Below are 13,140 nucleotides of genomic sequence, written 5' to 3'. Positions count from 1 at the left end.
TCCTTTACACAATCATTCGAACGGCTACAACACCTGTAATTTTGCTTATATTTTCTACAATATTCTCTTTTATTATATCATCAATTCCGTTATCGATATCAATCATTGTGTATGCCCAAGAATGTTTACTACGATTAATCATATCGGCAATATTAATATGATGTTCCGCTAAGCATCCTGTAATTTGCCCTACCATATTCGGAACGTTTTGATGCATAATTGTAATTCGTTTCTTTCCGATATACGGTAGCTCTACGTTTGGATAGTTTACTGAATTACGAATATTTCCTGTCTCTAAATATTCACGTAATTGACGTGCTGCCATTACTGCACAATTTTCTTCTGATTCAGACGTAGATGCACCAAGGTGAGGCGTCGCTGTTACATTTTTCATCTTTATTACATTTTCATTTGGGAAGTCCGTTACGTAATGTGTAATAATATCTTCTTCTAATGCTTTTTGAAGAACCTTTTCATCTACAAGTTCTCCTCTAGAGAAATTAAATAGACGCATCCCTCTTTTCATCTTCTCTACAGCGTGTTCCCCAATAATCCCCTTCGTTTGATTCGTAAGAGGAATATGCAGTGTAATATAATCACACGTTGCAAAAATTTCATCAAGGCTAAACGCTCTTTGCACATGTGTAGAAAGACGCCAAGCTGTTTCAACTGAAATATAAGGATCATATCCGATAACATCCATCCCTAACGCTAACGCATCGTTCGCAACTAAAGCACCGATTGCGCCAAGTCCGATAACACCTAGACGTTTCCCTGCAATTTCTGATCCAACAAATTGTTTTTTTCCTGATTCAACAAGCTGTGGTACTTCTTCACCCTCTAAGTTTTTCGTCCAACTTACACCATTAATAATGTTACGTGAAGACATAATAAGACTGGCAATAATGAGTTCCTTTACGGCGTTTGCATTTGCCCCCGGCGTGTTAAATACTACAATTCCTTTTTCTGTACATCGCTCGACAGGAATATTATTTACACCAGCGCCAGCTCTTGCAATCGCCTTTAAGTCTTTTGAAAACTCTTCTTGATGTAAAGAGTAGCTACGAAGCAAAATTCCATCTGGGTGATTGATTTTATCCCCTACTTCATAACATTCTTCAGTAAAAACTTGTAAACCTTTTTCTGCAATTTGATTTAACGTTTGAACACGAAACATATCCCCATCTCCCTATCTATTCTCAAGCTCAAATTCCTTCATATAATCTACTAATTGTTGTACGCCGTGTGCTGGCATCGCATTGTAAATACTTGCACGCATACCGCCGACTGAGCGATGTCCTTTTAGCGTAACGAAACCGCGTTCCTTCACTTTTTGTAAAAACTCATTGTTAAGTTCTTCTGACGGTGTTGTAAATGGAATGTTCATAAGTGATCGATACGCAGGGTCAACTGGTGAAGTAAACAATTTAGATTCATCTAAAAAATGATAAAGAAGTGAAGATTTCATTTTATTTTGTTCTTCAATCGCAGATACTCCGCCTTGCTCTTTCAACCACTCTAGTACAAGTTTTGTTACGTAAATACTAAAGGATGGCGGTGTATTATATAAGGAGTTATTTTTACTGTAAGTTTCATAATTTAACATTGTCGGACAAGAGCGATCTGCTCCCCCAATTAAATCTCTTTTTATAATAGCAATCGTTAAGCCCGCAGGTCCTAAATTCTTTTGCGCCCCCGCATATATAAGACCAAACTTCGAAACATCATATCGCTCTGATAAAATATTTGAGGACATATCCGCAACGAGCGGCACTCTTTCTACATGTGGAATGTCCACATATTTTGTCCCCTCAATTGTATTATTCGTTGTAATATGTACATAATCTAGTTTTTCATCATTTAATAAACCGTCCAGTTTAGGAATCGTAGTAAAATTCTCTTTTTCAGAAGAAGCAATCACTTGTACTTCCCCAACTTTTTCGGCTTCTTGTAGTGCCTTTTTAGACCATGAGCCAGTTAATACGTATCCAGCTTTTTTATACGTATTCATTAAGTTCAGTGGTATCATAGAGAATTGTAATGACGCACCGCCTTGTAAAAATAAAACTTCATACTCATCAGGGATGCTCATTAATTCACGAAGTAAGTTACTTGCTTCCTCTATAATACTTTGAAAATAAGAAGATCGATGACTCATTTCCATAATAGACATGCCTGTCCCGTTATAATTTAAAAGCTCCTTTTGCACTTTCTCTAAAACTGGCAAAGGGAGTATTGATGGTCCTGCTGAAAAATTATAGACTCTCTCCATTACCCTCATAACCTCCCTATTTCTCATTTGATTATTTTTTAAACTTTCTGAATTATAACCTAAAATATAATATACGGTCAATTTGTTTTCTATTATTACGGCGCAAGACGCGATGGAATCGCTTGCAAGTGCAGACTTTTTATTTATACATAAAAAAGTGTTAAGTACATAATCGTACTTAACACTCTAATAATAGAATAATAATAGCTAGTCGTTCGTAAAGAACCGATCAAAGATTTGATAAATAGCAGAAAGACCAAAGAGCCAATAAATAGTGTCCACAAGCGCCGGCATAGAACCAAACCATTTCTCAACTACATTGTAATCTAACGCTACAAATAACCAATTCAAACCGCCAAGAATCACCAAAATTACTGTAAGGTAAGACAAAAATTTCATTATGATTGCCCCCTAGGTGATAAGATGGTGAAAGGCCTTTCACTAGAAATATATGTAGTAAACTTTAAAACTTACCTATTTTATAAAATTTATTTTCGGTACCACCCGTTAATAACTGCCTCTGCTTCTTTACTATGTATTTGATACGGATGTGTACTATCATTAGAGCCAATAAACCAAATTGAAAAACCTTTAAAATATGGTTTCGGTTCTAATACATCGCGGTAAGCACGCCATCCATTTAATTGTACATCTTTCGAAAACACATTTGAAACATCTGGATTCCATGGATTTTGTAATCCAAGTTCACGTGCTGGAACGTTAAATCCACCGAAGTAAACTGGCTTTCCTGTTGCATTATGTAATTGTTCCAATTGCTGAACAACATTTTGCCCACGATTATATACTGTTGTCGCAAATAAACTTTGTTTCACTTCTTCATATGTTGGATTCCTTTTTCCTGAAACTTCAAACCAACTATCTATGCTAACAATATCCACCTTTTTTAAATACGGGCGATTGATTTTTTCTTTAAACTTCGCTTCATAAGAAGAGTCCCAACTTGCTGTTAACCACCAGTTCATTTGATACAAAACATTTCCTTTATACTGATTACGAACAAAATCAATTGTATCGCTCCAGTATCCTTCTGCATACTCCATATTCACGAAATTAGAAGCAATCTTTAGTCCATACACATTGTATTTACTTGTAATGGAATTAAAAATATCTTGCAGAATAACCGTCTTCCAATTCCAGAAGAAATCATTAATGTTACTTGGGTTCCATTCTGTCTCTCCAACATTCCCCTGTTGAATATACGGGAACGGTTCCACTATAACTTGAATATTACGCTTTAATAATTCTTGAATTAAAATTATAGCTTGTTGCTTTTGCGCTTGATTAATTACCATGTTAGTAGAAGTCACATTTGGGATATCTACTTGAATCGGTACATTTACTGTATTTAAATTTAAGCGCTCCACATCCGCTAATACTTTCGCTACATTTCCAACTTCCCATACTGTTACGTTTCCTGATTTGATTTTTCCAGATTGAACAGTATTTACATCTGCCTGTACATTTCCTTGAAAACAAAAAGAAAACAACATAATAAACACTCCTAAAAAACTTATTAAACTCTTATTTTTCTTCACAACTTTCCCCCTATAATTTTTGGCTTTCTTGATTATTTTATACAACGTTTCATATATATTCCACAAAAAATCCAATAAATTTTTATTGATAAAAATGCTATTCATCCTTTATTCACATCTTACTCATACTAAGCCCCTAAAAATAGTAAGATAAATAAAAAAGGAACGGATTTCCGCTCCTTTTTTATCTTTTTACGATTATCAATCCATTTCCCTTTTAGGCTCTACCAACATGATGTGGGATTCCTTTTCAGTGAAAGGTTTATGCTCAACGCCTCTCGGGACAATAAACATCTCGCCCTTAGAAATTTTCACCTGTCCATCACGGAAATCGATGAACATCTCCCCTTCAAGCACAATAAATAGCTTATCCGTATTAGGATGCTCATGCCATATAAAATCTCCATTAGCTTTAAAAAGCTGAATTTGATCATCATTCATTTCACCAATCACTCGTGGATACCAATAATCGTTAATTTTAGATAACTCGTCATTTAGTTTAATAGGTTGGTAATGGATAATAATCCCTCCTCATTTTTAACTTCCACTATATTACAATAATCTAAGTAAAAAAGTCGTCATTACGCTTAAAAAGAAAATGCTTCGGCCAGAACTTTTCATTCAGACAGTACAAAGGAGTGATTTCAATGAAAGTTCTTTCAATCCAATGTTTCCTTTAACTCTCCATAAGTATAGAACAGTGATTTTCAAATAAGAATGGACCCCTGTTGACATTAGTATGGATTATTGATGAACTTCTCGCGATATTTAGTAGGCGAAATGCCAACTCGCTTCTTGAAAACTCTACTAAAATAAAAAGGGTCTGCGATTCCAACAGCCTGCGCAATTTGTTGTACAGGCACACCACTTGTACATAACATTTTTTGAGCCATCTTTATACGATAGTTCAATAAATATTCTGCTGGCCCCATACCTGCATGCTTTCTAAACACGTAAGAAAGACGATTTCGATTAACATTATTTTGTTCTGTAAGCGTATGTATTGTAATATCTTTATAATAGTATTTGCGAACGTAACTAGATATTCGTTCGAATAAAGTATGCGACTCATAGTTGTTTTCTCTATTGACAACACTTAATAAAGCTTCATTCAACGCTTCGCGAAACAGCATTTCGGTCTGAAGCATCGAAATGCCTCCACGCTGATTATACACATCCCAAAGACGCATAAGTAATTCGACAAGACGAGGAGATTGTCCTGTTAATAATTCAAAATGCTGATGAGTAAAGCCAGAGTCTTCTCGTTCTGAATTGCTTATCTGATATAAAACAAGAATATATTCCCAGTTTATTTCACCAAGCATTTTATGGGCTAATGTCATTTTTGCACCCCCATGTATAACTTTTCCTGGGGAAAGGATATACGGCATACCATTAAATTGAAATTGCGTCTTCCCTGTAAGTGGAAATACAAATCCTGGGAAAGAATCTGTAGACTCAGCACAAGGCACACCTGGATTTTTAGCATAACGATATACTCCTTCTACTCGGAAAGGATTATTGGCAAGATACTCTGCTAACTCATTCACGTCCAACTTCACAATGCACGCCTCATTTCAATAATAGTTTTCTTGTAATTCGCGAGATTAATTGGTGTACATTCTGGGCAACGCTAAACTAAAAATAGTACATACGACTTAACAAGATCTGGTTATTAACCTATAAATATATTGTTTTTCATTTATTGACAAAAGTATCCTCCCTATATTATTGATAATGATTTTCATTGTAGTTTGATAAAAAAACATTTGTCAAGTTGGATAGCGTAGAAAAATGACGAAACAAGGGGTACAGAGGGACCGTTCTGTTGCAAATAATACCTGGTCTTTGTTAACTAATTCCCCTCAAAACTGGAATAATCATGTTAATAGTTGTAATGGCTTTATTTGTTACAGCACTTGCAGCATGTGGAAATAATCGTAATCCTGAAGAAGTTGCTACAGCGTATTTCGAAGATGGAAACAGCCTACTATCAAATTAAATGATAGTAGGCTGGCTGTTAAAATTATTTAAGAACTGGGTTATGTTCTAAATGATAAGCTTTCATTATCAAAAAGATTATTACTAGTCCCTCCACAAACAAAAACACCCTATCACTTCGGTTCTAAATTTAGCACCTTCCCCTCTATTCCCTCCGTATTCAATGTAGTCGTATGATACGTTCCACTTACCCAATCATCTATTTGATCATGATACCAATCGCTTCTAAAATGTCCCGATTGTCCTGGCCCTACGATATGATAACCGTTTGACATATCTTTCGTATCAATAACAAATCGCCAAGAAGCCCCGTGATTTACAATGCCGTTATCGCCGTAACTCGCTGCTTGAACGGTAACTTGACTTCCGCCAATTGGAACTGGTTTCTCACGATTAAAAGCGAGTAACGCTAACATACTAGATGATTTCGAAATTGGATGTGTAAAAGCGAGTTGATGATAATCGCCCCACTTCCAGGCTCCAACATCGGGTCCATATTCCTTCTGCAATTTCTTCATTACATTCTCGTACGATGTATGCACAACTTTTGTGAAACCTCCGTACTTAGAAAACCATGCACTATTTTCTCCTGCTACTTGTTTCCGGATTAATTCATCCACAACTTGTGACTTCCCTTTAAATAACTCCATTACATCTTTAGGTATTTCTTTTGAAAATAACGTATTTGAAATCTCTTTCATTAATAAATGGAATATTAATGGTGCCGCTTCATCTTTACTATCGTAAAAATTCCACTTTGTTAATTGGTTTACACCTTCTTTCTCTACCTCATTTAAAGATGCTTTATTTAACTCTTTTAAAAATATAGGAGTAAACTCTTTCCCGTATAAATTCTTTTGATCCATCTGTAACTCTTCTAAATCTTTCACCGTATACTTTTCCTTCTCTTGCAAAAATTCTTGAATACGCATTTGCCTATATGGCTGTGCCCACGTATTGCTAATATGGTACGGATAATCATCATCAACAATTTTATTATTCGCAGTTGAAATAAAACCTTCTTTCGGATTTATAACTTTCGGCAGCTGATCAAATGGAATATATCCTTCCCATTCATATTCATCTGTCCATCCTGGAACAGGCAAGCTACCATCGCCTTTTTTACGCACTGGTATATTTCCATTCGCTTTATAAGCAATCGTGCCATCGTTTGATGCAAACACAAAGTTTTGCGTTGGTGTATGGAAATCTTGAAGAGCGGTTTCAAACTCCGTCCAGTCTTTTGCTTTGTTCATATTTAATACAGCTTTTAACTCAGCTGACGGTTCTAAAGCAGTCCACTTTAAAGAGAATACGGTTTTCGTTTTCTCCTTCCCCTTATCCGCAAACTCTGAAATTACTGGCCCATGCCTCGTAATCGTAACGTTATAAGGAATTGTCTTCCCGCCTTTTACTTTAATGGATTCATCAACAACTGTAGCTTTCTCCCATTTATCGTTATACAGAAATTCAATTTCATTATTAGGATTTCTCTTCTCAATATATAAATCTTGCACATCAGGCCCCGTATTCGTAACGCCCCACGCTATTTTATCATTGTGTCCTAATATAACACCTGGTACTCCAGCGAAAATAACGCCACTCACATTTAAATCTTTCATTTCAAGTCTCGTTTGATACCATATAGAAGGTGTCGCAAGAGATAAATGAGGGTCATCTGCTAAAATCGGCTTACCTGACGCACTCTTCTCACCGCTCACAACCCAGTTATTACTACCGTTAAACTCCGGGGGAATTATCGTTTTTGAAAAACTTTGCGCTACGTCCACATTTGTATTTTTCAGTTCAGCTAGCAATCTAGGAGCATCTTTCGGATATTTAGGAAATAGCTCATTTGCTTGCTCTTTCGAAAGGTTTTTCAGCGCCCAATATCGAAACGCCTGTCCATGCCAATGTCCTCCTAAGTCAAACGCCATATACTTTCCAATTGTTAAAGAATCCACGATTGACCATTCAGAAGGCTCATAACCTAATATAGTAAACTCAACCGGCAATTTCTTTTCCACTTTTGCCTCACGTATAAAAGCGTTCACCCCATCAGCAAATGACTGCAGGGCATATTTTGCTTCTCCATCATATTGACTAACTGAAGCTTCTGCCGCTCGCCGTAAACCGAGTGTTCGAAACAATTTATCTCGGTCAACAGCTGCTTCCCCAACAACTTCACTTAACATACCAGAAGCTTGTCTTCTACTTAAATCCATTTGGAACAACCGATCTTGCGCTTGTACATATCCTTGCGAAAAATATAAATCATGTGCATTTTCCGATTTAATATGCGGGACACCTTTACTATCCCGCTTCACCGTAACAGCGTGTTGTAAATCCTCTAGCTTTATCGTTCCATCTATCTTTGGCATAGATTTCAGCGTATATATATTCAAAAAAATCGCAGCGGAAATAACTAACAAGAGAACGATACTACTAGCCCAAATAAAAATTCTTCTTCCCCTTTTTCGTTTCTTCTTTATAACTACCTCCATATAACCACCCCTTTCTCACACTATTCGCTTCTTTTTGAGAAAGAACCTTTTAAAAACATTGAAAAACCCCCTTCATTTTCCTACCAATGAAGGGGGTCTTTCTTATCGTTTGCTACGCCAACTTTCATTATGCCCAAGATTTGCACCTGTCGCTACTTGCACATCATATAACATTTCACTAAAGAAGCGTTTATCTACTTCTTTTGGTACAATGCGTCTTTCATCATCAATTTCATCGTATTCATATGAACCATGATTCACTGTACCTGCTTTATAAAATTGAATGTCAAATACACATACATCTTCTTCATCTTCATAACCAATCGGCGCTCCGCTAAATGAAAGCTCTGCCCCTAATCCAGTACGAGTATCTTCTTTATAAAACGTATAATACACACCGCCATCTTGAACAGATCCACGGATCCATCCAAGCTTCGTCATCTTACCGAATAACAAACGACCATTTAGTAAAATACCACCAAATCTCTCAATAGCACTCTCATCATTCTCTTCTACTACAAACACTGGACGCTCAATTTGTAGGAACGGCTGAACAATTCCCGCACTTTCTAATTGCTCTTTCCATAATTCCTTCTCCGCCCCAGACAATTCTAACGGATGAACGAAACCAATAACAGTGCCAAATGAAAGTTCATAACTCTTCCCGTCAATTGTACAGAACACGCCACCTTCTGCATAACGGAATGCGTTCAGCAACTTCCCTTCCTTATACTCACCCCAAATGAGTGAAATAGAAAATTGCTTCATAATTGGATTATCCATAAATACAGACTTCCATGCATTATGTGACCAATAACGCTTTAACGAAAGTGCCGCTTCTAATCGTTGTTTTTGCATTGAAAGAGTAGTTCGGAGCTCCTTCTTTAAAGAGGCTAATTCTTTTTTAGCCTCTTCAGCCTTTTCTACATCATCTTTTGCATTCGGCTTTGGAAGTGACTTCATACGTTTTCCTTCCTCTGTCTCTAATTCAATTTTTGACTCTGTAGTTAAAATGGTAGTAAAACTTCGATTCCCGAAATCAATTATCTTTTCACCATGTATAGTAAAGCCAAGGTCCGGCACCAATTGATCTTCCAGCTCTTCCTCTGTTATACCACGTGTTTTCGCAGCAAGACTTAGCGCTTCTTTTGCTGCATTACGTACTTGCTTATGTTTATATTTAAATGCTATTGCATGAATAGACATAAGTGCAAGCTTAGATGAAGACAAAGCTAAAGCACGAACGGCATCCGCTGCTATCTTTCCTCTCATTTGAAGCACCCATTCATCAATTTGCTTTATAAGTATGTCGACCATTTTGTCGTCACTATACATTCCGTATAACGAAAGAATTCCACGCTTCTTCACATCTGCGTCTTGAGAAATCCATATTTGATATATCGTTTGCACATATTCTTTTAAGTCCTCTTCATTTAAAGCTCTACCAATTACTTCTGCCGTTTCTTTCTTCTCAATAACAGCATCTGAGATATACTGTTGTAAATAGGCTAACGGAATTGCAGCATCAGCAATTTCATTAGAGTCACGTAAACGGATTTGTGGCTCATCCCCAATCAATTGCAGAAGTGAATTTCTTGTTTGTTCCGTTAAAATACGTGCACATAGTTCTTCGATCTTTTCTTCCTCCGTTTGAAATAAAAACGAGAATTTTCCTGCGAAAGATTCATTTTTACTTTCTTGCAAAGCTTCCTGTACAAGTTTCGTATATTTTTCAAGCTTATACTCTATTAGTATTTTCATCACATTTTCACGAACAATCTTCTTTTTATTATGAAGTTCAACTGCTACATCTGCTGCAGCTTCTACATCTTTTGAAAGCAGTTTAACTACAGACTCACGCATTTTTTTAGATGAATCTCCTAAGCCTTTAATCAAAATCGGACGCATTTTAACCATGTTATCCTTTGCTAACTCTTCTAAAATATATGCTTTTGCCATAGCAGAATACTCATCAAACCGTTCAATTATATATGCTTGTTCTTTTACAATTACACAAACAAGCGCTTCCTTCGCCTTATTTCTCTCTTCACTGTAGCATGCAGCTTCTTCAACTGCATAAGCGATAAGTTTTTCCTTACTTAACCCATACGAAAGCAGATCTTCTAATACTTGTTTCGGCTCTACTCCTCTGACAGAACATTCGTAAAGAAGTTCGTATAAATTAACACTATCATCATCTCCAAACTGTAGTGTAAGTACAGCTTCCCTTTTCGCTACATCATCTATATCCCAAAGAAGCGCAACCTCTAACACCGGCATACCCCAATACATACTTCTATATTTCGGATTTTTAAGTATTTGCTTTATATCCTCAACTGACAACTTCCCTAGTAAATAATCACAATATGTATCCCGCAATGTAGACAATTTAATTTGCAAAGCAGCAACAAAAAATTCTTCTCGCATTTTCCCTCTATTTAGCTCATATCCTTTTTCGGCTAGCGTTCGTGCGATGATGAGATAATTCATTTTACTTACATATTGCAAAGTTTGTTGAATAAATTCAGGATTTCCCTCCAACATAAAGTATAGCAATTCATATTCATACGTCTTACAAAAATCCTCACTATTCAAATCATGTTGCCTTAGACGATGCGCAAAAAATCTTTCCTTAGAAATCCAAAACTGTGTACAAAAACTTTGAATTTCTTCATATGTTTCTCTATTTACACTACCAGTTTTTTTGTAGTTTTGAGACTGACCAAGAGTGTGACACATATAACGTGTTGCATAGTTTATAAAACCCCAAACATTTTTCTTCGCCAATATCTCAATATATCGCCTCGCAACATTCGAATGTTTATGAACACAAAATAATAGCCGCCAAATATGTTCCGGTAAATTCCCACCTATAAATACTTCACTATCATCTTCACCTTTTAAATACCGTTTAACTGCTTCAACCTTTTCCTTTTCCCCTAGCAGTTTCAATATAAATTCTGTATGTTCTTCTAACCTCTCATTCAATAAAAAACTATATGTACGAAACTTTTCATACTCTACATCAAACATTACGAGAAGTAATGTTAATTGCTGTTTAGTTGGTAAAGTATGTAATTGTTCCTCTATATAGTTCGGTTTCTCTTTTGTTAACTCTCTAAGAAAAACATCTGCTTCATTGACGTAACTTGAAATACTAGATAAATACCTACATGCAATTGCTACAAGTTTGTCCAAAGGTAGTGCACTTTTTTCTAAATAAACCTTCATTTTAGAAAAACTGACATGCGCAAAACGGACTACAAGAACATTTAATAATTGCTCCTCGAGTATATGATAAAATAACCGAAAGAAACCCGGATCTTGTTTATGTACTTTCCTAAAATCGTTTATAAATCGCTCCGCAAAATCGCTTCTTTTTTGATCACGAATCGTCGTTAGTTCAATATCTTTTAAAATCTCTTCTTCTTTTGTCTGTAAATATCGTAGTGATAATTGTTCCTGTTCTTCTGTCATATTAATATATTGAAACAACTCAGATGTACTAGTAGTCAAACTTTGTACCCCCCGCATCTTTTTATCTATTATAAAAATACCCTTATTTAATGGTAGTATAGCATAAAACCCACAAAAACGAACGTACATTCTACATTAAATTAATGTAAATTAAAATACACTACTCAACATACATTTCCTTCTCTCTAAACTTCCCATTACACACTTCTCCCCACTAAAATCCTTTAACTTTTTGCTACACCAATTCCTCAAAATCCCCTTCACATAAGCTAACGTTTTCTTATTATTTTCAAACGCAATTTTAAGTGCCTCTAAGACTTTCTCTCCAGAAAGCCTTTGTATCCAATTCTTCAATTCCTTCACAATATATGGGGATAAACTACTAATATTTTGTTCATAAAACTTATAAACTTCACTATTTGGAACGTCCTCTTCTATGGTTTCCACCTCTTCCGCTTCTTCTTTTTCTTCAATAACTACTTGTGAACTACTATTATCCGCTTCTTTTGGCATACCAAAATGCTGCAATAATAATGGAATCTTGTATTCTTCTTCAAGACATTTACGTAAAAATATATGTATGAACTCATTACTTTTTATAGTCTTTAACTCACGTAATACGCACTTCTCTACATTCATATTTGAAATAGGGTTATAGTGTAACCAGTTTATTATGAATACCTCTTTCGTTTCCGTATCATATAAAATCTTTCCATACTCAACAAACCTGTTTAGCAACTTCTCAACAGTCTCCATACTGTAGCCTGTTTCAAGCTCTGCCACACGCTTCGGTAATACGTAAATTCCACATTGCTTCGTTTTCGTACCAGTTAACAAATATATGTAAAAATAACGCTCCTCTGGCGTTAAGTCTAATATGAATTCATCTTGCCAAAAGTTCACCTGCACATTACGGTATACTGCCATATGTTTCCCTCCACTCTTTGCTAGTAAATAGGAAAATTTTAATCCTTCATTATAAAGATAGGACTGCGGGAATGGTTTTGGCATTCGAATTACAATTTTTTTACTACTACAACGCCGGTTTCATTTTTTCGCGCTTGTTTTGTTCTTGTAGTTGTTTTTGTTTTTGTTTTTTCTTAGTGATTTATTACTTGGTAGGGGCTTATGAGGGGCTTGGAAGGGCATTCCACATTACAATCTATCAAATACAATTTGTTCTTCCTACTAAATAGGAGCTATTCCAAATTATTATTTTGGATAGCTCCTTTCAAATTCTTCTTATTTTTTACTTCTATCAATTTCAGCTTCTACATACAATTTATTCTGCTATTTGCGGGCAGTAAAACTCTCATTTCAAAATTCGGTG

At 35.8% G+C, this 13,140-nt stretch carries 9 protein-coding genes; all 9 read right to left on the bottom strand.

Annotated elements, in window-relative coordinates; all coding sequences use genetic code 11:
• Positions 1-4: 4 nt before the first annotated feature.
• The gene (locus ACO6VI_RS18000; protein ID WP_098032934.1) at positions 5-1,177 is read right to left on the bottom strand and encodes a 3-phosphoglycerate dehydrogenase family protein; all 1,173 of its coding nucleotides are present in this window, start codon (positions 1,175-1,177) and stop codon (positions 5-7) included.
• A 12-nt stretch (positions 1,178-1,189) separates the two neighbouring features.
• Positions 1,190-2,272 carry a 3-phosphoserine/phosphohydroxythreonine transaminase gene (gene serC, locus ACO6VI_RS17995; protein WP_098032933.1) on the bottom strand — a complete coding sequence of 361 codons (1,083 nt, stop codon included), beginning with the start codon at positions 2,270-2,272 and terminating at the stop codon, positions 1,190-1,192.
• 207 nt (positions 2,273-2,479) lie between these two features.
• A complete protein-coding gene (locus tag ACO6VI_RS17990; RefSeq protein WP_000670801.1) occupies positions 2,480-2,671 on the bottom strand; it encodes a DUF378 domain-containing protein in 192 nt (63 codons plus the stop codon).
• Positions 2,672-2,760: 89 nt separating this feature from the next.
• Positions 2,761-3,828 carry a glycoside hydrolase family 113 gene (locus ACO6VI_RS17985; RefSeq protein ID WP_063547946.1) on the bottom strand — a complete coding sequence of 356 codons (1,068 nt, stop codon included), beginning with the start codon at positions 3,826-3,828 and terminating at the stop codon, positions 2,761-2,763.
• Positions 3,829-4,029: 201 nt separating this feature from the next.
• Positions 4,030-4,269: a cupin domain-containing protein gene (locus ACO6VI_RS17980; protein ID WP_000997182.1), complete on the bottom strand. Its 240-nt coding sequence runs from the start codon at positions 4,267-4,269 to the stop codon at positions 4,030-4,032.
• Positions 4,270-4,562: 293 nt separating this feature from the next.
• Positions 4,563-5,390, bottom strand: a complete 828-nt coding sequence (locus ACO6VI_RS17975) for a helix-turn-helix transcriptional regulator (RefSeq protein ID WP_422423759.1) — start codon at positions 5,388-5,390, stop codon at positions 4,563-4,565.
• A 552-nt stretch (positions 5,391-5,942) separates the two neighbouring features.
• Entirely contained in the window at positions 5,943-8,333 is a 2,391-nt protein-coding gene (locus tag ACO6VI_RS17970) for a penicillin acylase family protein (protein ID WP_161519902.1), read from the bottom strand.
• A gap of 102 nt (positions 8,334-8,435) precedes the next feature.
• The gene (locus ACO6VI_RS17965) at positions 8,436-11,849 is read right to left on the bottom strand and encodes a DUF4132 domain-containing protein (protein WP_422423757.1); all 3,414 of its coding nucleotides are present in this window, start codon (positions 11,847-11,849) and stop codon (positions 8,436-8,438) included.
• A 111-nt stretch (positions 11,850-11,960) separates the two neighbouring features.
• Positions 11,961-12,737, bottom strand: a complete 777-nt coding sequence (locus tag ACO6VI_RS17960; protein ID WP_063547954.1) for a DnaD domain-containing protein — start codon at positions 12,735-12,737, stop codon at positions 11,961-11,963.
• Between the last annotated feature and the right edge of the window lie 403 nt (positions 12,738-13,140).

Source organism: Bacillus sp. PSXD-155, from assembly GCF_049310765.1.
GTDB classification, from domain to species: Bacteria; Bacillota; Bacilli; order Bacillales; family Bacillaceae_G; genus Bacillus_A; species Bacillus_A cereus.
The sequence above is the reverse complement of the archived record's forward strand: the minus strand, read 5'-3'. Positions and strand labels throughout refer to the sequence as shown.